Below are 23,505 nucleotides of genomic sequence, written 5' to 3' on the forward strand. Positions count from 1 at the left end.
TGTGAAGAAAATACAGTCGTTGTGTCAAAACGATAACGATTTGAGTAAGTTGATCTTCAGCGAACGAATGGTTGGCATTCGCTGAAGATCAACTTATCCTGACGAGCCTCTACTTGCCAATACCCGGCAGCACGGTCAGCAGACTTCGGCCTTTCGTCGCTACAGCCTCCCGGAACTGATTGCTAATAATATTTTTGATTATATCCCCGGTATCCCGTTCTCCCCGGGCCAGCGCCTTCGTGAGTTCAATAGCCTGATCCGTGGTGATTTTTCCGGGCATGGGCGGCTCGTTCTGATCCACAATAGCATCGACAATAACGGGGCCTTCGTGGGCCATGGCTTTCCGAATAATCTCCTCGGCATCCTTCGGGTCGTCGATGGTGAAACCCGTGGCACCACAGGCCCGGGCGTAGGCCGCGAAATCAATCGGCTGAATATCGACCCCGAATTCGGGATTACCTTCCAGCACGATCTGCTCCCACTTAATCTGCCCGTATGAATTGTTATGGAAGATAAACACTTTTATGGGCAGCTTGTATTTGACAGCCGTCGCCATTTCGCCCATGAGCATCGTGAAGCCGCCGTCGCCCACCAGCGCCACCACCTGCCGACCCGGATAGGCGATGGATGCCGCGATGGCATAGGGAAGCCCCGACCCCATGGTGGCCAGCAAACCCGATGTCGAAAACTGCATGGTTCCGCGCATTTGAATATGGCGGGCCGCCCAGGTTGTGTTGTTACCGCAGTCGCAGGTGATAATCGCGTCGTCATTCAATAACGGACTCACCAGATGGGGAATCACCTGCGGTTTCATGGGTATGTCGGTTTGGGTGCCGCGTTCGGTCATCAACTGCCGCCAGAAGGTCATTCGCTCCTGTGCTTTTTCCAGAAAGCCCCGATCCTCTTTCCGGGTTATCAACGGCAATAGTGCTTGCAGGGTGGTTTTACTGTCGCCTACAAGTCCTACATCGACGGGTGTTCGTAGACCAATATGGGTGGCATCCAGATCAATTTGCACCGTTTTGGCCTGTCCCGGTTCCGGAAAATATTCGAGATACGGAAAATGGGTGCCGATCATGACCAGTGTGTCGCACTCCTCCATGGCATCCTGCGACGGGGCCGTTCCCAGCAACCCCAGGCCGCCCGTGGTGTAGGGGCTATCATCGGGCAAAACGCCTTTACCCAATAAAGCTTTAATAACGGGTCCGCCCACGGCTTCCGCCAGTTGAATTACCTCCTCCCGGGCGTGTAACGCTCCACGACCCACAAAAAGAACCACTTTACGCCCGGCATTAATGATCGTAGCCGCTTGCTGTAACTGATCCAGAGCGGGCATCAGGTGGTTACTGACCTTCAGGATGCTCGTATGCTTCGGGATATTGGGCATCGACCGGGTGTCGTCACCAGCGGTCCACTCCTGAAAATCTTTTGGAAACGACAAATGAGAAACTGTCCGCTGACCGAGGGCCGTTCGAATGGCCTGATCGACAGCATTCACAACATGGTCTGGCCCCATGATCCGTTCATTGTAGGGGGCTAGATCCATAAATACCTTTACCAGATCGGCGTCCTGCTGGTAGAACGACCCACTTATATCGTGGTAAGTATGTCCCGTGATGGCGAGCACCGGCTGTCCGTCGTACTTCGCATCGTAAAGGCCATTGAGCAAATGAAATCCGCCACAGCCTGAAGTGGCCATACAAACACCCAGCTTACCGGTGAACTTGGCGTATCCGGCGGCCATAAACGCGGCTGCTTCTTCGTGTCGCACCTGCACAAAACGAATCTGATCCTGATGGGTACGCAACGACTCAAACAACCCGTTGATACCGTCGCCGGGCAGTCCAAAAATGGTATCCACCCCCCACTCGATTAAGCGTTCAATTAAAAGATCTGCTCCTGTTTTTGCCATGAGTCTGTCAGGCGTTTGCGGTTTGATTTCGACTTTCGATTGCCTGTTGTAGCTTACAAGTCGCTGCCCACTGATATTGTTGGATAACGTATAGAGCCCAAATGAAAATTTTGAGCCTATGAACCCATTACTGAAACAGGGACCAAGGCTGCCCTCTTCCTGATGACTTCTTTTTCTACCTGCCTTTGAAACGGTAAGAAACTGATTGGCAGACGCTTTTAGGATGAGCCGGTGCGAACTGGTTTTAGTTAATCACAACAAAAAATGAAACATCTCTACCTTGTTGTTTTAATCCTGACGGCATTCAACGCCCAGTCTCAGTCCGCTATCTGGCGTCCACAACCGTGGCCCGTCTTAAAACGATACGACCAGCAACACCTTACCCGAATTGCACTACCGCTGGGAGGCATCGGCACCGGAACGGTTTCCCTCGGCGGGCGCGGTCAGTTGCAGGATTGGGAGATCATGAACCGACCGGCCAAAGGATACAGCACGGTGCTGACGGGTAATACCGCCCCTTTCTTCGCGATTCATTTGCTGGAAGAGAAGAAAACCAAAGCCTTACTCGGGCCGCTTGAAACCCACGAATACCAGCACATGGAAGGTAGGCCGGTCGATCATCATGGCCTTCCCCGCTTTGCCAATGCCAGTTTTGAGACGGCCTATCCCTTCGGACAAGTTAATCTCAGCGATGCGACCATGCCCGTTTCGGTCCGTATCAAAGGATTCAACCCACTCGTTCCCGCCGATGCCGACGCCAGCGGTTTACCTATTGCGGTGTTAACCTACGAGGTGACCAACACGAGTAATCAACCCATGACCGTATCCATTTGCGGGTCGATGCACAACTTTATCGGGCGCGATGGCAGCAGAAATAACAAATCCTGGAAAGGAGAGCTGGAGCCGCAGGGGGCCAAACAGAATCGCAATCGTTTCCGGCAGGAAAACGGCTTAACGGGGATCCATCTGTTTTCCGAAGGCGTTGACAAAGCCGACCCGGCCTGGGGCACCGTTGCTCTGACTACTGCCGAGTCGCAGGGAGTCAGCTATCGTACATCTTCCGTTACCAACGCCTGGGAAAACGCCCTGCTCGACTTCTGGGATGATTTCAGCGATGACGGCAAATTAACCGAAAAGACTTTTTCTGCCGATGAAGACCCGATGGCTTCCCTGGCGGTTCAGAAGAAAATCGGGCCGAACCAAACCCAGGCGTTCACTTTTTTCCTGACCTGGCACTTCCCCAACCGCTTTGGCTGGTCGAAGGAGCGGGTGGGCAATTATTACACTACCCAGTTCAAAGACGCCTGGACTGTGGCCGAAAAAACTGTACCGATCCTACCGAAGCTAGAGCAGAAAACCCTTCAGTTCGTCAACGCGCTGGTGCAGAGCAACTACCCCGACGAGGTGAAAGAAGCGGCTTTGTTTAACGTCAGCACGTTGCGATCACAAACGGTTTTCCGCACCGAAGATGGTCGAATGCTGGGCTGGGAGGGCGTGATGGACGATGTAGGCTCCTGCCAGGGGTCGTGTACCCACGTCTGGAATTACGAACAGGCAACACCCTTCCTTTTCGGCAATCTGGCGAAAACCATGCGGGATGTCGAGTTCAATTACGCCATGGATGATACCGGGCTTATGAGTTTCCGGGTGGGTTTGCCGCTGAAAAAGGGCGTTGGCGGGGGCGTAGCAGCCGCCGATGGGCAGATGGGTACAATCATGAAGTTTTACCGCGACTGGCAGCTTTCCGGCGATACGGATTTTCTGCGCCGGTACTGGCCGCAGGTAAAACAGGCACTGGCCTTTGCCTGGGTGCCCGGTGGCTGGGATGCCAACCGGGATGGGGTGATGGAAGGCGCTCAGCATAATACCATGGACGTCGAGTATTTCGGCCCCAATCCGCAAATGCAGCTCTGGTACCTGGGCGCGTTGAAGGCCGCTTCGGCCATGGCCACGGCGATGAATGACCGCTCGTTTGCTCAAACCTGCGACCAGATATTCCAGCAGGGAAGTACCTGGACGGATGCCAACCTCTTTAACGGCGATTATTACGAACAGCAGGTTATTTCCCCGGCGGGTCACCTCATTGCGAAAGGGACATTTTCGGGATTTAACAAAGTGGAACAGAACGACCCGGCCTACCAGCTCGCCAAAGGTTGCCTAGTCGATCAGCTGGTCGGTCAGTTTATGGCCCACGTTTGCGGACTAGGGTATCTGGTCAACCCGGACCATATAAAAACGACGCTGAAATCCATCATGAAGTACAACTACCGGGCCTCCATGACCGACCATTTTAACAACATGCGGTCCTATGCGCTGGGTGACGAAGCGGCCCTGCTTATGGCCAGCTGGCCCAAAGGACGACCCAAAGTGCCCTTCCCCTATTTCTCCGAAGTGATGACCGGCTTCGAGTACACCGCGGCCATTGGCATGCTGTACGAAAACCAGACCGAGCCGGGTCTGCGGTGCATCCGTAACATCCGAAACCGATTCGACGGCAGCAAGCGCAACCCGTTCGACGAAGCGGAATGCGGCCACCATTACGCCCGAGCCATGGTTAGCTGGGCCACTACCCTGGCTCTGAGTGGGTTTCATTATTCGGGCGTTAGCCAGACGATACAGTTCAATAAGCAGGAGGGCACGTACTTCTGGTCGAACGGTTACGCCTGGGGAACCTGTACCAAGACCAAAAAAGCCGATAAGCTACAGGTCACCTTATCCGTTTTACAAGGACAATTGCCGTTAAAAAATCTGGAAATTGATGGCAAACGACTGGCTGCTAAAAATCTGAAAGAAGGCGAAAGCTTTACAGGAGTACTGAGTGCGTTGAATTAACTGTAATGCCGATCGTCCCGGTCGGGTGTGTATTGACGTTTTATGGACGTTACACCCGACCGGGACGATCGGCACTACACCCTACTTACGTTTCAGAATAGCAGCCGCGAAGTCGGAGACCAGATAGCCCATGATCATTCCGTAGGGCAGCATAGCCTGCCAGTTTGATTTGATTGGGCAAGTGCCCGTTACACACCCTATTTCTTTCCAATACACAAGCCCGACAATACCTCCCAGGATCGTCCCCAATAGGATCCACTTGTGTTCAATGAACGTTTTCATACGCTGCTTCTTTACCGTTATCTGGTGTACCGGTTGATTGCCGCTTATCTATTCGGGGGCTGCAACCGGCCGCACTGCATCCCGTATTCATCAATACCTGCAACACAAAAAAGGCGCCCAGCAGCCCTATCCACGGCTGATTATTCAGGAAGGACTGGACCATGATCAAAACGCCCATGCACAGGCGCAATACGCGCATAAATCCCCAGGGGGCCAATAGTGCTTTCATAAGTTAGCTCCTGTTAAAACCGGGCAGATGCGTCCGGCATTCTGTAAATATGGAACAGCTCCCTTTACCGATCCGTGATAAATGTTACACAACCTCTCCACTGGTCAACATATCGATTTTGTTCCGCATCAGGTGAAGCTGCCCCTCCTTCTCCAGTTGCTTGAGCAGTCGGGAGATGACCTCGCGGGAAGTAGCCAGGTCCCGCGCTATTTCTTCGTGCGTGATGGTCAGCACCCGACACTGGCAGCTTTCCTGTTTCTTTTGCAGATACGTCAGCAGGCGCTCGTCCAGCTTATGAAAGATCACTTCATCAATCGTCGTCAGCAGATTATCGAATCGTTTCTGGTAAGTCTGAAAAACAAACTGTTTCCACGACGAGAACCGGCAGATCCATTCATCCACTTTCTCCACCGGAATGGCAATAAGATCGGTTTCCTCCTCCACCACCGCCGTGATTTCACTTTGCCGGCTCCCCATGCAACAGGTTAGCGACATGGCACAGGTATCGAGTCCGCCGAGGTAATACAACAGGGCCTCCCTACCCTCCTGATCGGGCCGCATAATCTTTACGGACCCACTCAAAATAATGGGCACCGAACGAATAAACTCACCGGGACGGATCAAATAATCACCCGACGAAACCCGCTTGAAGTGGCCATACCGGACCACTTCATCCAGCAGGGATAATTCAAACTTTCCAGCCAATGCTTTTTGTAAGTAATCCGTTGTCAGCTTCATGAATGTCGGGTAAGCGTTAAAAAGAGGTAGTATTGACAGGTCAATTTCTTCGAATGGTAAACGGCATCAGCATGGGTACGTTGCGTTGATAGTCGCGGTAGGGCTGACCAAAAACACGAACCAGCTTACGCTCTTCGTAGTAAATACCGATACGCATATAAATAAACGCAAAGCCACTGAACAGGAAAGTCCTCCAGCTGGGTTCCCGGACCAACAGCCCAATAAGGATCACCAGTGTGGCCAGATAGAGCGGATGACGGACGTATCGAAGAAGTCCATCCTGCCGTAATGAGTTACTTTTTGTATCGGGCTGCCGGGGTGGAAATCCCGAGAATTCGGCCAGGTCGTAACCAGCCAACGCAACAATACCCAAGAGCAAGCCTAAACCAATAAGCGCTATTCCAGTTCCAGCAGCCCCTGTCCAGACGCTAACGATCTGAACCGGAGCCTTCCGATAGGCCAGCCAAACGAGTCCAAACGTAAGCAGGGAAAGTCCATTGTACAGAAGCCGATAATACCGGGTTACCCAATCACTCCAGGACATAAGCCGTTGTTTAAACCCGGTAGCGGCCGTCAGGCTGTGGATGAATCCGAACAGAAACCAGGTTAAGCCTAGATATATGTGAGCAAGCATGACCTGTAGGTAATTTTTGTGACGGCCGGAAGACGATACCCGCTGAAGAACAATATACCACATTAACGGATTCCATATTTGTCAATCATCTTAAATTGTCCACCCTTTGTGGATAACGTGACTATCTCAGGCAGTCAGACTAAATTGGGCGTACTTTGTGAAACTACCCTGACAGTCTTCATCCGGGTTATGAAAATGCTTAACGAATGAAAATTTTATTGGTGGAAGATGAGGTGAGCCTGGCTTCTTTTATTCGAAAAGGAATAGAGAGCGAGGGCTACGAAATAGAACTTGCCTACGATGGCGCCGTCGGAAAACGCCTGGTCGACAACAACACCTATGATGTCATTGTCCTTGACATCAACTTGCCCTATATTAACGGGTTTGAACTTTGCCGGTATATAAAACAGGAAACGCCCCGACAGTCCGTACTCCTGCTTACCGCGCTGGATAGTTTATCGGATAAAGAAAGTGGGTTTGGTGCCGGTGCAGACGATTACCTGGTAAAACCATTCGTTTTTCGCGAACTTGTCCTGCGGGTTAAAGCCCTCGCCAGACGAAACAGCGACTTCGCCGGTATAAAAACAGTCCTGCGCGTTGCCGACCTGGAACTGGACACCGAAGCCCATCTGGTTACCCGCTCGGGCATCCGTATCGACCTCACCTCGCGGGAATATGCCCTTCTGGAGTACCTGATGATTAACCAGGGACGCACCGTCAGCCGGATAGACATTGCCGAGAAAGTCTGGGATCTGCACTTCGATACCAACACAAATGTCATTGAAGTCTATGTCAATTACCTGCGTAAGAAGATAGATAAGGACTTCGATCATAAATTGCTGCATACCGTCATTGGCATGGGCTACGTACTCCGGGGGTAAGCATGCAGATCAAACACAAACTCATCCTGTGGTTCTCTTCGCTGGTGGCCGGCATTCTGCTCGTTTTTTCCGTGTATGTGTTCATCACCTACACGAAATTCAGACAGCGGGCCATTGAAGACCGGCTTGAACGAAAGGCCCGCGTCACCGAGCAATTGCTTACCCTGCGGGGCTCGGTGGCGGGTAGTGTCATCACGTCTATGCCCGAACAGACCGAGTTTGTGTACTCACCTACCGATAGTTTGATCTATGCCAGTCAGGAGCAAAATGATTTTGTAGCAGACAAACCCTTTCGCGAACGAGTTCGGCGGGAACGGGTCGTTCGGTTCCAGTACAACAGCCCCGGTCACCTCTACCCCAAAGATGGCGTGGCGCTTACGTATGCCGGTGTGTCGCCCTCGCCCGATGGACGGGAGTACGTGGCCATCGTTACGGCGTATGATACGGATGGATATCAACGCCAGAATGAACTACGCGACCTGTTTATGCTGGGCAATGCCATGGCTGTCGGCCTGGTTATTTTGATGGGGTATATCTTCGCCCGGCAGGCGCTCAAGCCCCTTAACAGCCTGATTGAGCAACTTAATGAACCCGCTGCCGGGAGCTTAACGTTCCGTCTCAGGGCACATAACCCCCAGGATGAAGTGGGCGTTCTGGCGCAGGCGTTCAATGACTTGCTTACCCGACAGGAACGATTGGTCGAAAACCAACGCTCCTTCATTGCTCAGGCATCGCACGAATTGCGAACGCCGTTGACCACCATAAAAGGATGGCTGGAAACGTCCATGCAGTACGATGCCGACCCCGACGATCTGAAACGGGGCATGGCGCAGGCGGTCAACGAACTCGATAAACTGACAGCGCTTTCAAATGGTCTTTTACAGCTGGCGCGTATCGACGGGGTGGATGCTCAAATTGACCGCCAGCCCCTCGAACTGGTCGATATCGTGCTTGATGTGGCCGATACCCTCAGCCAGCAACGGGTTGGACAGGCCTTATCCGTGGAGGTGAGTGATGGTATCCTGGCCCAAACCACAACGGTCACGGTTTGGGGCAACAGCCATCTGCTCAAAACTGCTCTGCTCAATCTGCTCGATAATGCCGTTAAGTACTCCAACGGACAGGCTGTAGCGCTGCACCTGGAAATGGATACGGAAAACCGTGCCCGTATCCGAATCGAAGACCGGGGAATTGGGTTAGCCCCTGGCGAGGAAGAGCGGGTGCTGCTCCCGTTGGTACGAGGCTCCAATGTGCAGACCATCGACGGATTTGGCATTGGCCTGACGCTGGCTCACCGGATCATCACCCTCCACCAGGGGCAGTTACAACTCCTGCCACGTCCCGGAGGGGGTACCCTCACGGAAGTCACGCTGCCGCTTCAGGCGGTCTGATCCGTTCTAATATCTTCTAATCTGACCCTAATTTTGCTCTAATATCCTCCCCTTAGCTTTGTCCCTATTCAGACGAACAGGCTTATGCTCAGCGGAGAAAAACGATATTACTGGATACTGATGATCGTGGCCGGGTGCGGAGCCGGGCCATGCCTTGCTCAACTGACCAATGGCTCACTTCCGGAAACGAAGCAGCTAAATCTACCCCAGGCGCTGGATCTGGCCCGTTCCAACTACCCCCTCCTGCGCGGTAAACTGGCAACGATACGGGCTGCCGAAGCCGATGCTCAAGTACTCAATCTCGCGTTGCTGCCCCAGGCCGGTGTTCAGGCACAAGCCCTGAATGCTACTTCCAATCAGGTACGCGGGGCGTATGTATCCAACGGCGGCCTTCTATTGCCTATCTCGGGCGTTCGAACAGATGGGTTCAGCAATCAGGCGGCCTGGAGCAGTGGCGCATCGCTGGTAGTAGACTGGGAAGCCGTTACGTTCGGGCGTCGGCAGGCACGGCGCAGTCAGGCACAGGTAGCCATCGAACAGGTCAGGGCCGATTATGAGGGGGAGTTGTTCACCCATCAGGTGCGCGTCTGCGACGCCTATTTGCTGGCGCTGAATGCCCGTAAATCCGTCGATTTGCAAGCCGCCAACCTCCGGCGGGCGCAGGCCCTGCAGTTTATCATCAAAGCCAGCACTGAAGGCGGGCTCCGGCCCGGCATCGACAGTTCCATTGCCAATGCCGAGGTGGCGCGCGCCCGTTTACAGGTGCTCGAAAGTCAGCAGCAGGCCCAGCAACAGGTACTGCGGCTGACCGAATTAATTGGCCTGCCTAACCCGAACGCCCAACTTGACTCCATGGCGTTTTACAACCGGATTCCACAACTACCCTCTGCTCCGCCCACCGGGACGGCGCTTCATCCACAACTTCGAGCCTACCAGAAAACGATTGAATTGGGCAAAGCCAGCGTAACGCTGCTCAAGGCAACGGCCTTACCATCCGTTTCGATACTTGGTTCGCTTCAGGGACGAGGCTCGGGTATCCGTGAATCAGCCCAGCCGGATGGTACCTTCCTCATTAATCCGTCGCCGGGAGCCGGTTTACCCCTGAGGGCGTATAATTACATTCTGGGGGTTACGGCTGTCTGGCGACCCACAGATCTTTTTAGAACCAAATATATCCTATCGGCCCAGAAGGAGCGCATCAATGCCTCGCAGCAAGCCTACGACCAGCAGGCGTTAGCGATTCAGGCAGCCAGTCAGAATGCAGTGCTGCAACTCCAGCTGGCCCAGGCCCGCGCAGAACAGGCTCCGTTGCAGCTGGATGCAGCTCAACAAGCTTACATACAATCGCAGGCACGGTACGAATCCGGACTGGATAATATTCTGGCCCTTACGCAAACGACGGCGTTGCTCAACCGGGCCGAAGTCGATCAGGCATTGGTAACGAACAGTGTATGGCGGGCTTTGCTGCTGCGGGCTGCTACCGCCGGTGATTTAGACGATTTTCTTCAACAGCTTCCCCGCTAACGCAACGACTATGATCAAATCTGCCCTGGCTAAACCTATTACCGTAATCGTTGCACTGGCGGGTGTCGTCCTGTTTGCGGTGCTGGCCCTCCTTCAAATACCGGTAGACATTTTCCCCCGGCTCAACCTGCCGACGATTTACATTGCCCAGCCCTACGGCGGCATGACGCCCGCCCAGATGGAAGGGTTTATTGCCACGCGTTACCAGAACCAGTTGCTGTATGTATCGGGCATCAAGGCCGTTGAAGTCAAGAACATACAGGGGCTTTGTCTGGTAAAATGTACGTTCTACGAAGACGTGAACATGGCGCAGGTTTCGGGTGAAGTTGCCAATCAGGTGAGTCGGGTCATGAACTACCTCCCTCCCGGCACCGTGCCGCCAACGGTGGTGCGTTTCGATGCGTCGAGCCTGCCCGTGGGCCAGCTGGTGTTCAGCAGCCGCCGGGCGTCGCTGGGCGAAATGCAGGATTTGGCATCCACCCGTATCAGACCACTGTTTTCCCAGATACCGGGTGCATCGGCCCCACCCCCTTTTGGCGGGAACGAGCGAACCGTTGTGGTGAAAGTTGACCCCGAACGGATGCGCAGTTACGAACTGACGCCCGACGAGATCGTGCAGGCAGTGGTCAGAAATAACCAGATTTCACCAGCGGGCAGCGTCCGGATGGGCGACTATACCGTTATGACGCCCAGCAACACCGTACTCGATAAGGTCGATGAATTCCTGAACGTTCCGCTTCGGAAAGGGGTTGGGCCAACTGTTTTTCTGCACGATGTGGCCAGCGTGGAAGACGCCACCGACATCACGGTAGGTTATGCGCTGGTCAATGGAAAACGGTCGGTTTACATACCCGTCACCAAAAGCGCGGATGCTTCGACCATGAGCGTGGTGAACGCCCTGAAAGCCAAACTACCCGAAATGAAGGCGCTGCTGCCCGATGATGTACAACTCTCCTACGAATTTGATCAATCAAAATACGTAACCCAGGCGGTTCACAGTCTGGCCGTGGAAGGTGGCCTGGGTGCTATCCTGACGGGCCTGATGGTGCTGCTCTTTCTGGGCGATTGGCGCAGCTCGCTGATCGTTATCCTGACCATTCCGGTTTCTATTCTGACTGCCATTCTGTTGCTCAACCTGACGGGGCAAACCATTAACATCATGACGCTGTCGGGACTGGCGCTGGCCATCGGCATTCTGGTCGACCAGGCAACTGTCGTGATCGAAAATATCCACCAGCACCTGGAAATGGGCAAACCGAAAGCCCGTGCTATTCTGGATGCCTGCCGGGAGATGTCGTTTCCGCTGCTACTCATTACGCTGTGCATTCTGGCGGTTTTTGCCCCAGCCTTCCTGATGAACGGCGTGCCACGCGGCATGTTTCTGCCCCTCTCGCTGTCAGTTGGCTTCTCAATCATCGTGTCTTACATCCTATCTCAGGTGTTTGTGCCGGTAGTGGCCAACTGGTGGTTAAAGAATCACGTTCACGCCAGTCCGCATGCGTTGAGCATTTTGCCGGATCTGGAAAATGCCCCAGAAGCCAGGCAGGAGCAGTATGAAGAGAAACACCCTGAAAAAGTGAGCGGCTTCGAACGGTTCAAACTTGGCTATCTGCGTTTGCTGGATAAACTAATGGCTCACCGGGCCCTGGTCATTGGGGGGTACATCGTTGTGTGCTCGTTACTGATCGGCATTGGCTTTACCCAGATTGGTCAGGACATGATGCCCCGCCAGAACCACGCTCACCAGTTTCAGGTGCGGATCGTAGGGCCACAGGGCCTGCGAATCGAACGCACTGAAGAACTGACCAAGCGGGTCATCCGGCAGATCGGCGAGATTGTGGGGAAAAAGAATATTTCTATTTCTTCGGCCTTTGTAGGTATGACCCCCTCCAGTTACGGCACCAGTGCGCTCTACGTGTTCAACTCAGGCCCCCACGAAGCGGTTCTGCAGGTTACCCTCGCCGACAACTTTCCTGTGAAGTCAATGGATGGCCTGAAAGAGCAAATCCGCCGTCGGGTACGGCAGAAGTTGCCCAACGTCCAGCTTTCTTTTGAACCCATCGACCTGACGGATAAGATCATGAGCCAGGGCGCTCAAACGCCCATCGAAATTCTGGTAGGCGGTAAAGACCTCAAAGAAGGTCAGCATTATGCCAATCGGCTGCTGACCCGCCTGCGGGACATTCCGTACCTGCGCGATCTCCGCATCAACCAGCCGTTGAGCTACCCAACGGTAACGATTCAGGTAGACCGCGGACGAGCGGCTCAGCTGGGCCTCAGCATCGATGAGATCTCCAAATCGCTGGTGGCCGCTACTTCATCGAGTCGGTTTACAGCCAAAAACCTATGGCTCGACCAGACAAAGGGATTTGCCTACCAGGTACAGATTCAACTGGAACAGGACCAGATGAAGTCGGTGGCTGACATCCAGAGCATACCGCTGGTAAAAGGGCAGCTTCGACCAACGCTCGGCGATGTGGCGACCATAAAATCGACGACTGTACCGGGTCAGTATGACCGTATTGGTCCTCGGCGGATCATTACGGTATCGGCCAACATCAACCAGCAGGACCTGGGTACGGCTACACGGGATGTGCAGGCGGCCATAGCCGCGGCTGGCGACCCGCCCAAAGGGTCGGTCGTTGAGTTACGTGGACTGGCTCAACTGTTGCAGGAAACTCTAAGCAGTTTACAGGTTGGCTTGGGGTTGGCGATCATCGTTATTTTCCTGCTCCTGGCCGCTAATTATCAGTCCTTTAAAGTGGCCAGTGTGGTACTGGTCAGCATTCCTGCCGTGCTGGCAGGCTCCCTGACCCTGTTATTGACAACTGGCCAAACGCTCAATCTGCAATCTTACATGGGCATCATCATGTCGGTGGGAGTGTCAGTGGCGAATGCGTTACTACTGGTGACCAATGCCGAAACGCTGCGCTTACAATACCGCGATGCCCGGGCTGCAGCCCGTGTGGCCGGTGCTGCCCGACTACGACCCATTTTGATGACGGCCCTTGCCATGATTGCCGGGATGATCCCGATGGCGAGCGGCCTGGGAGAATCGGGCGAACAGACGGCCCCGCTGGGCCGGGCGGTTATTGGCGGGCTGTTCCTTTCTACCATTGCCGCGCTGCTGATTCTACCCGTTGTTTTTGCCGCCATCCAGCGAAAAACGGACTTCGATTCGCCGTCCCTCGACCCCGACGATCCCGATAGCACCGTTTACGATGGCACCCCAACGGACGTTTCCAGGACACCCGAAACCAGCCTTACCTACTAAACGCAAGATCGAACATGACTATATATTCTGTTTTCCGGCGAAGTGTCCTTCTGGCCACTATTGGCAGCACCGGTTTTCTGTTAAGTTACTGCGGCAACTCGTCGGCCGAGAAAAGTGCCATGAATGAAGCCCCTGCTGAAGAAGAAATTCAGTATGAAACGGTTAAGGTAGCCACATCCCGTCCAAGCTCAGAATTAAACTTGCCCGGCGAGCTGGAAAGCTACTACGAAACCGATCTGTACCCTCGCGTGAGCAGTTATGTGAAAGCGTTGTACGTTGATATCGGCGATCAGGTACGCAAGGGGCAGGTTCTGGCTGAGCTGGAAGCCCCGGAACTTACGGCCAATTTGACTGAAGCGTACTCAAAAGTCAAAGCCGCCGAAGCCATCTACAGCGCCAGCAAAGGCACTTTTATACGCGTTTTGCGAACAAGCCGGACACTGGGGGCTATTTCGCCCGTCGATCTGGATGCCTCTCGAACCAAAGCTATCTCCGACAGTCTGGCGGTCGTAGCGGCCAATGCGCATTACAGTTCAGTTCAGCAACTGGTCAGTTACCTGAAAATAACGGCTCCCTTTACGGGTGTTATTACCGACCGTCGGTTGTCGCCGGGGGCATTTGTCGGGCCGGGGGGTCAGAATAACGTACCCATGCTGAAGATCAAGCAACTCGACCGGCTCCGGCTTCGGATCGCCGTTCCAGAAGCCTATCTGGGCGACATTCACCGGGGCAACCCGGTTCAGTTTTCGGTACGGAGCTTCCCGAACCAGACGTTTACGGGACGTATTAACCGCGTCGCTAACAGTGTACGCCCGGAAACCCGTTCCGAACTGGTCGAGATCGACTTTCAAAATAAGGGTGGATTATTAAAGCCAGGCATGTTTGCTTCGGCCCGTTTGCCGGTCAACACCTCCGTTCAAGGGAGTCTGTACGTCCCTAAGTCGGCTGTTCTTAGCACCATGGACCGGACGTATGTGCTGAAACTGGTGAATGGCCAAGCCGTTCGAACGACGGTTCAGAAAGGAGATGAATCAGGCGGACAGATACAGGTTTTCGGTGAACTGAAGCCGGGCGATAGTGTCCTGAAAACTGCCAGTGAAGACATTGCCGACGGCGCTACAGTAAAGACACAGCCGGTTAGCCGTTGACATTTATTTGATCATCAGGTAATAAACGGGCAGGGATGCTGAAGGAAAATCTATAAGCCTGGAAAAACTACAGCGTTCCTGAATCCTATCCATTTATCAAAAGACTCTCCTTTTCAACGCCATTGAGTTGTAATTGCTGCCCTAACGCGACTATGGCCGGGGATGAATTGGTGGTTAGAAAGGCCACCACATGCTGAAGCTCCAGTTCTTTGTAGGGTTCATTCTCCAGATTGACCAACGGTATAGCCACCACGCCGACTAACTGACTCACATTGAGGTGAGCGGGAATCAAGGCTACCCCTTTCCCGAGCTGGACCAGCTCGGCCAGTAATTCCAGCGAGGTAACTTCCTGTACAATATGCCGCTGGTAACCCGCCTGTCGGCACAGCCACTCCACCGTTTCGAATACCGGATTGAGCGGGGGCGGAATCTCCACCCAGGCTTCGACCTGCAAGTGCGTGAGTGTCAGGCGCTCTGCCTGTGCCAGCCGGTGCTGCCGGGGAAGGAGCACCGAAATAGGACTTTTTGTAAATGGAACCGCCGATAAGCGGTCATGTTGCAAGGGTAGAATGGTAAGTCCCAGATCAATGGTATTGTCTATCAATGCCTGCTGTACCGCCAGAAACGAAGGTAGTTCGACCAGTTTGACGGTTGTTTGCGGCACACGCTCCGACAACAGGTTCATCACATCAATAATGCGGCTGCGAAGCAAGGTTTTAAACACCCCCATGCGAATCGGTTGCTGTAAGCCCGCCCGCCGGGTAGCCTCAATCGCCTGCTGACTCATCTGCAAAAGCTGGCGGGCTTCTTTTAGTAAAACCTGTCCCGCATCCGTCAGTTCTACTTTCCGCTGTATGGCTCGTCGGCTACGGATAAATAATTCCACACCCAGCTCTTCTTCCAGTAAATGTATTTGCTGGCTCAGGGCAGGCTGCGAGATAAACAGCCGAGCCGCTGCCCGCCGGTAATGCAACTCCTGCGCTACTTCAACAAAATAACGTAACTGACGTAATTCCATGTTTCTCTGATAACCTATACTTATCACAAAGTAAGAAAATAGGATTGGATAATCACAGCAAAAATTTGTCCTTTTGTAAGCAGTAGTGAATCAAGTTGCGTCGAGCGACCTAGTCAACCATGAACGTACTAATTATCGGTGGAGGCATCGGCGGGTTAACCACGGCCCTTTGCCTGCACAAGGCGGGTTTCGAGGTGAGCGTTTACGAATCGGTGCCCCAAATCAGACCTCTGGGGGTGGGCATCAACCTGTTGCCCCATTGCGTTCGGGTACTCACCAATCTCGGGCTAGTCGATAAACTAGCCAGCATTGCAGTTGAAACGCAGGACTTACAGTATTACAACAAACACGGACAGCTTTTTTGGGAAGAGCCGCGTGGTCGGCATGCCGGTTATTTGTGGCCCCAATTTTCGATTCATCGCGGCAACTTTCAGCAATTGCTATTTGAAGAAGTTCAGCGTGCTATTGGGCCTGACGCCATCCATACCGGACATCATCTGGCTTCGTTTCAACAAACAGCCGACGGTGTGACGGCCGCGTTTATCGACCGGGCCACGGGGGAACCCCTGGGTCAGGCTACCGGTGATGTATTGGTAGGTTGCGATGGTATTCATTCGGTGGTACGGCAGCAACTCTACCCTAAGGAAGCGGGGCCCTGTTTTTCGGGGAATGTTTTGTACCGGGGCACTACCCAAATGCCGCCTTTTCTTTCAGGTCGGTCGATGGTGATGATCGGCCATCTAAAGCAGAAAATGGTTGTTTACCCCATTGGTAACGTCGATGAAACGACGGGCCTGCAACAGATCAACTGGGTCGGTAATCTTCGGGAAGAAGACAACTCCCACGTGACCGTTCGGGACTGGAACCGGCAGGCGGACCAAAATCGATTGGTCAACATCTATAAAAACTGGCAGTTCGACTGGCTCGACGTACCCGCCATGATTGCCGGTGCGAAAGCCGTTTACGAATTCCCTATGTCGGACCGCGACCCGCTGACGCAATGGACCTTCGGGCGGGTAACACTCCTGGGCGATGCCGCCCATCCCATGTACCCCATCGGCTCTAACGGGGCTTCCCAGGCAATTCTGGATGCCGAAGCCCTCACCCAGGCGCTGATTGGAGAACCCAATGTGTTAACAGCGTTGGTAAACTACGAACGGCAGCGTGTTCCGGCCACTTCCCAGGTAGTGCTGCAAAATCGGCAGAAAGGTCCCGATCAGATCATGGATATGATGGAAGAGGCCGCCCCCGACGGGTTCCGGAATCCGTATGATGCCATTCCCTTTGCCGATTTAAAAGGTGTCATGGACCGCTACCGTCAAATTGCCGGGTTTGATAAAGAGACGCTGAATCAGAAAGCCTAACCAACCACCCTGATTACCAACCTAGATGAATACCACGATAAAAACCATTGGCTTTTTTCTGCTCTGCGGGTCAATAGGGCAGGCGCAGGACGTAATCCAACTCTATCCGGGGAAAGCGCCGGGGTCGGAAAATTGGAACTGGGAGGAAAAAGAAAGTACCAAGAACCTGTTCAACACGCGGGTGGTGTATAATGTGGCCACCCCAACCCTGACGGCTTATCTGCCGGACCCCGCTACGGCTAACGGTACAGCGGTCATCATTTGTCCGGGTGGTGCCTTTCATACGCTCTCCATCGACAGTGAAGGCATTGACGTTGCCAAATGGCTTAGCAAAAAAGGAGTTGCGGCCTTTGTTCTGAAATACCGGGTCGTGCGTAGTAATACCGATGACCCGGTGGCCGAGCTAATGCCCAAGATGAGCGACATCCCGAAGCTCAACATCGAAAATGCACCCGTCGTACCGCTGGCTATCAGCGACGGACGAAAGGCGATCGAATATGTTCGGGCGCATGCCAACCAATACCACGTCAACCCTGCCCGGGTAGGCATCATGGGCTTTTCAGCGGGAGGTACCGTAGCCGCCGGGGTTGCCTTTGAGTACACGGCCGCAAACCGTCCGGCTTTTGTCGCCCCGATCTATCCCTACATCGGTGCCCTTGAAAAAACGAAGGTACTTGCCGATGCGCCACCGCTCTTTGCCGCTGCTGCCACCGACGACCAGTTGGGTTTTGCCTCCCAAAGCAGCAATCTCTACAACAACTGGATTGCCGCCGGTAAACCGGCCGAACTGCATATGTATGCCAAAGGCGGACACGGATTTGGGATGCGCAAGCAAAACCTGCCCGTTGATAGCTGGATTGACCGGTTCGGCGAATGGCTCGGATTCCTGGGTTTATTGACAAAAACACCCTGATACAGGCAACTGGTTTTTGGCTAGTCGATCAATGTTTCTATAACCGATAAGTAGTACCCACTAACGAATTATCAATGATGGAGGCTATTCAGCAGGAGTTTGCGTTCGAGTTGCGGGTAAAGGTCGATGCCATTACCGAATTGGGGCAAACGGTCAAAGGCTTACGTCGGGTTATCCCCATCATGGGCGGCACGTTTGAAGGGCCGTCCATCCGGGGTGACATCGTTCCGGGTGGCTACGACTGGCAGATTGGCCGGTCGGATGGCGTGACCGAACTTGAAGCCCGGTACGTGTTACGCACCGATGAGGGAACCCTGATCACCATTGTCAATCACGGGTTGAGACACGGCTCCCCGCAGGTCATGCAACGGCTGGCGCAGGGCGAAGCGGTCGACCCCTCCGAGTATTATTTCCGGTCGATACCCGCTTTCGAAACAGCCGACCCGAACTACGAATGGCTGACAAAATCGGTATTTATCGCCACCGGAAGCCGCCAGGCCAATCAGGTTCTGATTCAGGTTTTTAGATTGATTTAATCAGTTAATATAAAAATTGAAGGGGTGCCACGGTTCAAAACTGTGGCACCCCTTCAATTTTTATATTAAACTGTTACTTATCCCGATTCATAAACTTGATGCTCGACAATGACATCAGGGGCTGAATAGCTTTGGCCTGATCGTTTTTAAAGACGAAATACACATCATGGACACCCTCCACATTTTTCAACGGGAGGAAGACGGGAGGACGGGCAAATGGATTCCGTGCCGGTGGAGTCGGACTGCCGGCGGCTGCAGGGCCACCAACTGCCGGAGCACCGGGTGCTGCCGGGGCACCTGCCCCCCCGGCGGGTGGCCTCGGTCCGGCTTCCATCTGGGCCATCAGTTTCTCCATATCCACTTCGGGGGCCAGTTCAACCATCGTTTCGCCAACGAGGGGGCCGGTGGGAGAATCCAGGTGCACTTCGATCGTGCCGCCCGAACTACCCTCCCGTCGCTGTGCGCTGGCGACGAGTTCGAGTTGTTTGATACCCGTGAGGTCAAGCTGCTTAAAGCCAATGTAGCTGTTTGCGTGCGGAATTACATTTTCACCTTTCCCCATGCCCTTGGCTTTCACGTCTGCACCCTTGATAATAGCCGCAGTCGATGCATCGATCTGCGGATTCCGGAGTATCAGCATTTTCTCGCTGGTTTGCGCGGGAACGGGTTTAGCGCCTTTCAGCACCCCGCCTTTGTCGGTATAGGCCGCCCGAATCAACACTGACCCGTTGCCTTTATCGCCTTCGGGTAGTTTGAGCGCGTAGGTACCCTGCATGGGTAAGCTGCTCAGGGTCTTCTCGTTGATGTGGAGAATGTAATTCACCAACGTTCCCGCATCAGCCACCGACATAGCCGGGTGTCCGGGCATGGCGACATCCCCCCAAACACCTACACCACCCTGCCGAATTTTGGCCACCAGACGCCCAGGAGCTTCGGCATCTCCTTTGTATTTGGTGGCAATGGCCGTAAAGGCAGGCCCCACGGACTTCGTCTCGATCTGGTGGCAGACTTTACAATCGCTCTGACTAATCAACGCCTGTGCCACCGCGAACTGGGTGGACGCATCGACGCTGCGCTGGCCCTGCATTACTTCGGCATAGTCGAACCCTTCGGAGGTGTAATCAATGCTCATGGCCACCCGTGCCGGACTTATTTTTCCCGGTGCCGAGCTGGATGTCGCCAGGCTTCCATCTTCTTTGTCCATTACGTTAACCGAATATTCAATGGGCTGATCGGGGAAGAAGAACGTCTTATTCCCCGTCAGGTTGACAGCGACTTCGGGGGCTTCGTTACCGGCAATAATCCGTACCGACTGGCTGTTCGCGGCTCCCTTTGCATCGGTAACCGTCAGCATGGCCGTATAAACACCCGCCTTATCGAAGGTAACGGTTGGATTAGCCGTCGTAAAGGTGCGGGTAGCCACACCCGGCGACGTTACTTTCCATTGGTAAGTCAGCGCATCACCGTCGTTATCTTTACTCCCATCGGCGGATAAGGTCAACTTTAGGGGCACTGTACCACCCGGCTTACTGGCCGACGCCTGCACAATTGGCTTCCGGTTTCCGCTGTTGTACTCGATCCGAACCAGACGGGCATTGTCGCTCTTGCGGAACCAGTTGCTGCCATATTCGAGCACATACATATCGCCATCCGGACCGAATTTCATATCAATCGGCTCGACAGGGTGATAACTTGGCAACACCCGTTCCATGGATTTGTAATTACCTTCGGCATCCATAGAAACGGCCATGATCCAGCCTCTGGAGAAATCGGTAATGATCCATTTTCCTTCATAATACGCTGGCCATGGGCGCTTGGCTCCTTTAAAATCAGCCTGGCGATACACCGGACCGCCCGTTGCCGAACGTGACCCCGTTCCCACCAGCGGAAACTCTTCCGACACCGCATACGGGTAATAAATGAACGAGGGTGCCGTAGGGGGCAGGTTCGTCAGGCCCGTATTGTTAGGCGAGTTATTGACCGGATTTTTCGGATCTTTTTTCTCCAACGGCTTCTTGTTGGCGTAATCATACACCGGAAACGCCTGATTGTTGCCCACGAACCACGGCCAGCCGAAGTTACCCGGCTTCCGGGCCTGATTCATTTCGTCATATCCGCGTGGGCCAATCTCCGAATCTTTGGTAGCATCGGGACCAATTTCGCCCCAATACACATAACCTGTCTGGCTGTCAACTGAAATGCGCCAGGCGTTACGATGCCCCATGGAGTAAATTTCAGGACGGGTTTTGGCCGTGCCTTTCGGAAACAGGTTGCCTTCCGGAATCGAGTACGTGCCATCGGCTTCGGGGTGGATACGCAGGATTTTTCCCCGCAGGTCGTTGGTATTCCCGGCATGCCCCTGATCGTCCCAGCTGCTGCGGTCGGGGCGTTCGTCGGTCTGGGCAGCCTGTTGGTTACCCGTGTTGTTACCAACCGTCAGGTATAAATTACCGGCCCGGTCCCAGGTCATGCCGCCACCCGTATGGCAGCAGACTTCGCGCTGAGTGGTCACTTCCAGCATTACTTTCTGGGAGTTTTCGACCAGCTTTTCATTGCGGTAATCCCAACGGGTGAGTATGTGTTTCTTCTCGGTTGGGTGCGCGTAGTATAGGTAAATCCAGTGATTCTGATCGAATTTCGGGTCCAGCGAAAGACCTAAAAGTCCTTCTTCGGCCTCCGACACCCGTCCCGCTGCCGAGGTGTATTTCGTGTTAACCGGAATGGTCGCAATGAGATCAACCGTTTTGGTAATGGGGTCGTATTTTTTCAGGGCACCTTTGCGTTCGATAATGAAAGCCGTACCGTCTTTGGCTACCTCAAAGGCCATCGGCTCATCGAGGTCTTCGGCCAGCACTACCGGTGTGAAACGGGTTTCATCGGGTTTGGCGGGGCCATCCTGCATCACAAACGATGCCAGACCCATAATTAGCCCGGCGTGCAGGGACATTTTGAAAAGCGCCGGAAAACGGATGCCCCATTTTGCGACTTGTGTTGTCGATTGACTCATATGAATGTCGGCTTAGGCCAGAATCTTTTTCAGATTGGTAATGCTGGTCGTGATGTTCTCAATTCCCTGCGGGGCCATATCCTGCTCCACGAAGAAATATTTCAACCCGGCTATTTTTGCGGCAGCGAACGTCTTTTTGAAATCGACCATCCCGTTACCCACTTCGGTAATCGTTTTGTTGTCATCCTTAATATCCTTGATGTGCCAGAGTGGGAACCGACCCGGCTGCTCCTTAAACAACGCAACGGGGTCTTTACCGGCTTTGGTCGCCCAGGCCAGGTCAAGTTCCATTTTTACCAGGTCTTTATCTGTCTGCGAAAGGATGAGTTCGTACGGTGTTTTGCCGCCTTCGACGGGGTCAAATTCGGTAGCGTGGTTGTGGTAGGCAAAGCCGATTCCGCCTTTTTTAGCCGCTTCTCCCGTTTTCTGAAAAACCTCGATCGACTTGTTGATCTCATCGACCGTGCTGACAGGTGTGCTGGAACAAACCAGATACGACAGTCCCGCTTCACCGGCTTCATCGACCAGTTGCTGGTAGTTGTCGCGCAGGTTGAGCATGGGCGGCATCTTGGAGAAATCCATAGCCGGACGGGCCGGAGCTCCGGCGGGTGGTGTTCCGGCAGCATTCGCTCCGGGCGCTGGGGCTGCCGCTGGCCGTGGACGGAAAGGCGCGCCACCGGCATGGTGCGCCCGCCAGGTCATGCCCAAATCGCTCACCAGTTTACGAAATTCTTTGGCCGTATAGCCATAATAGCCTCCGCGTGTGCTAAAGGCCGATTCCACTTCATTATAGCCCACGGCGGCTACTTTTTCGAGGGTGGTTTTGGGGTCTTCGTTCATCAACTTGAACAGCGTGAACAACTGAATACCGATCGGGTATTTGGTGGCTTCGGGCGAAAAACCAAATGCATCGGTGAACGATGGCAATGCCAGGCCGCTCAGGGTTAATACCCCCGCATCCCGAAGAAAATGACGTCTTGTTTTCATAAAGCAGGTTAGTTTTCTTTTTGAATTAGTTGGTTAGGTAAAAGACAAACGCCCCATCGGCTACTGTCAGCAGTTGCTCGAATCTTCCCTGCTTTCCAGGGAAAGCGTTTCCGAATCGGGTAACCAGTGTTGTTTTCGATGGAGCGTTTCAAGATAAATATCCACTGATTGATTCAGGTAAAACCATACACTATCGCTCAGCGGGCACTAAGTTGATTACTTCTTTTCAGCAACGGCAGCGTCCTGCTTGGTAAACTCGCCGTTTACTTTCAGTTCGATCTCGTCGCTCACGACGACCACCGGAATGGTGCCTATGCCGAAATCAGACCGTTTGATGGTACCACTCGCCTTGAAGCCAGCTTTTTCCTGCTCTTTGCCACCCATGCCTTTCATAGCAACGGGGCCAACCATAATCACATTCAGCGTGACGGGTTTCGTTACGCCGTGCATCGTCAGGTCGCCCACCAGTTTGTACTGCTTGCCTTCTACTTTCTTGAACGAGGTGCTCTTGAATGATAGGGAAGGAAATTTGGCGGCATCAAAAAAGTCGGGGCTTTTGAGGTGACCGTCCCGGCGCTCGTTATCGGTATTGATGCTGTTCACATCGGCCGTCAATTCAAACTGAGCATCCGACAGATCAGCTTTAGCCGACGTGATCTTGGCGTCAAACGTTTTGAAGTTGCCATCAACATCCGACAACAGGTTGTGCGTCAGGGTAAAGCCCACGCGCGAGTGTGATTTATCGACCGACCAGGATTGGGCGAAAGCAGTTGACAGGCTAAGCAGGGCAGCAACGGAGAATACGAGTGTTTTCATGCGTGTTTAGAATTGGATT

At 53.7% G+C, this 23,505-nt stretch carries 18 protein-coding genes; 9 read left to right on the top strand and 9 right to left on the bottom strand.

What is annotated here, in order from left to right; translation table 11 throughout:
* Window positions 1-109: 109 nt before the first annotated feature.
* Entirely contained in the window at window positions 110-1,912 is a 1,803-nt protein-coding gene (locus tag ACYVK4_RS16285) for a thiamine pyrophosphate-dependent enzyme (protein WP_461128577.1), read from the bottom strand.
* Window positions 1,913-2,176: 264 nt separating this feature from the next.
* Here ACYVK4_RS16285 and ACYVK4_RS16290 point away from each other — a divergent pair, with 264 nt between their 5' ends.
* Window positions 2,177-4,744 (top strand): GH116 family glycosyl-hydrolase, encoded by a 2,568-nt coding sequence (locus ACYVK4_RS16290; RefSeq protein WP_461128578.1) that lies wholly within the window; start codon window positions 2,177-2,179, stop codon window positions 4,742-4,744.
* A gap of 81 nt (window positions 4,745-4,825) precedes the next feature.
* Here the strand turns inward: ACYVK4_RS16290 and ACYVK4_RS16295 are convergent, their stop codons facing one another.
* The 4 genes from ACYVK4_RS16295 to ACYVK4_RS16310 form a co-directional block, all read right to left on the bottom strand.
* Entirely contained in the window at window positions 4,826-5,026 is a 201-nt protein-coding gene (locus ACYVK4_RS16295; protein ID WP_461128579.1) for a DUF6132 family protein, read from the bottom strand.
* Window positions 5,010-5,255, bottom strand: coding sequence for a hypothetical protein (locus ACYVK4_RS16300; RefSeq protein WP_461128580.1), 246 nt, complete (start codon window positions 5,253-5,255; stop codon window positions 5,010-5,012). The genes ACYVK4_RS16295 and ACYVK4_RS16300 overlap by 17 nt, the downstream gene beginning before the upstream one ends.
* 84 nt (window positions 5,256-5,339) lie before the next feature.
* Complete coding sequence (locus ACYVK4_RS16305; protein WP_461128581.1) at window positions 5,340-5,993, bottom strand: Crp/Fnr family transcriptional regulator; 654 nt, start codon at window positions 5,991-5,993, stop codon at window positions 5,340-5,342.
* 40 nt (window positions 5,994-6,033) lie between these two features.
* Complete coding sequence (locus ACYVK4_RS16310; RefSeq protein WP_461128582.1) at window positions 6,034-6,627, bottom strand: methyltransferase family protein; 594 nt, start codon at window positions 6,625-6,627, stop codon at window positions 6,034-6,036.
* 206 nt (window positions 6,628-6,833) lie between these two features.
* On the opposite strand from ACYVK4_RS16310, the gene ACYVK4_RS16315 reads away from it, so the two are divergent.
* The 5 genes from ACYVK4_RS16315 (at window position 6,834) to ACYVK4_RS16335 (ending at window position 14,845) form a co-directional block, all read left to right on the top strand.
* Window positions 6,834-7,508, top strand: a complete 675-nt coding sequence (locus ACYVK4_RS16315; protein ID WP_461128583.1) for a response regulator transcription factor — start codon at window positions 6,834-6,836, stop codon at window positions 7,506-7,508.
* 2 nt (window positions 7,509-7,510) lie between these two features.
* Entirely contained in the window at window positions 7,511-8,899 is a 1,389-nt protein-coding gene (locus ACYVK4_RS16320; RefSeq protein WP_461128584.1) for a sensor histidine kinase, read from the top strand.
* Window positions 8,900-8,983: 84 nt separating this feature from the next.
* A complete protein-coding gene (locus ACYVK4_RS16325; RefSeq protein ID WP_461128585.1) occupies window positions 8,984-10,423 on the top strand; it encodes a TolC family protein in 1,440 nt (479 codons plus the stop codon).
* A gap of 10 nt (window positions 10,424-10,433) precedes the next feature.
* Window positions 10,434-13,697 (top strand): efflux RND transporter permease subunit, encoded by a 3,264-nt coding sequence (locus ACYVK4_RS16330; protein WP_461128586.1) that lies wholly within the window; start codon window positions 10,434-10,436, stop codon window positions 13,695-13,697.
* A gap of 14 nt (window positions 13,698-13,711) precedes the next feature.
* Window positions 13,712-14,845: an efflux RND transporter periplasmic adaptor subunit gene (locus tag ACYVK4_RS16335; protein WP_461128587.1), complete on the top strand. Its 1,134-nt coding sequence runs from the start codon at window positions 13,712-13,714 to the stop codon at window positions 14,843-14,845.
* A gap of 85 nt (window positions 14,846-14,930) precedes the next feature.
* Here the strand turns inward: ACYVK4_RS16335 and ACYVK4_RS16340 are convergent, their stop codons facing one another.
* A complete protein-coding gene (locus ACYVK4_RS16340) occupies window positions 14,931-15,863 on the bottom strand; it encodes a LysR substrate-binding domain-containing protein (protein ID WP_461128588.1) in 933 nt (310 codons plus the stop codon).
* 119 nt (window positions 15,864-15,982) lie between these two features.
* On the opposite strand from ACYVK4_RS16340, the gene ACYVK4_RS16345 reads away from it, so the two are divergent.
* The 3 genes from ACYVK4_RS16345 (at window position 15,983) to ACYVK4_RS16355 (ending at window position 18,676) form a co-directional block, all read left to right on the top strand.
* Entirely contained in the window at window positions 15,983-17,227 is a 1,245-nt protein-coding gene (locus ACYVK4_RS16345) for a flavin-dependent oxidoreductase (RefSeq protein ID WP_461128589.1), read from the top strand.
* A gap of 25 nt (window positions 17,228-17,252) precedes the next feature.
* Window positions 17,253-18,140, top strand: coding sequence for an alpha/beta hydrolase (locus ACYVK4_RS16350; RefSeq protein WP_461128590.1), 888 nt, complete (start codon window positions 17,253-17,255; stop codon window positions 18,138-18,140).
* 74 nt (window positions 18,141-18,214) lie between these two features.
* A complete protein-coding gene (locus ACYVK4_RS16355) occupies window positions 18,215-18,676 on the top strand; it encodes a DUF3237 domain-containing protein (protein WP_461128591.1) in 462 nt (153 codons plus the stop codon).
* A 73-nt stretch (window positions 18,677-18,749) separates the two neighbouring features.
* Here the strand turns inward: ACYVK4_RS16355 and ACYVK4_RS16360 are convergent, their stop codons facing one another.
* The 3 genes from ACYVK4_RS16360 to ACYVK4_RS16370 form a co-directional block, all read right to left on the bottom strand.
* Window positions 18,750-21,683 carry a PQQ-dependent sugar dehydrogenase gene (locus ACYVK4_RS16360; protein WP_461128592.1) on the bottom strand — a complete coding sequence of 978 codons (2,934 nt, stop codon included), beginning with the start codon at window positions 21,681-21,683 and terminating at the stop codon, window positions 18,750-18,752.
* Between the two features lie 12 nt (window positions 21,684-21,695).
* Window positions 21,696-22,670, bottom strand: coding sequence for a sugar phosphate isomerase/epimerase family protein (locus tag ACYVK4_RS16365; RefSeq protein ID WP_461128593.1), 975 nt, complete (start codon window positions 22,668-22,670; stop codon window positions 21,696-21,698).
* A 216-nt stretch (window positions 22,671-22,886) separates the two neighbouring features.
* Window positions 22,887-23,486 (bottom strand): YceI family protein, encoded by a 600-nt coding sequence (locus ACYVK4_RS16370; protein WP_461128594.1) that lies wholly within the window; start codon window positions 23,484-23,486, stop codon window positions 22,887-22,889.
* Window positions 23,487-23,505 lie beyond the last annotated feature (19 nt).

The sequence above is a fragment of the Spirosoma aerophilum genome (assembly GCF_054782495.1).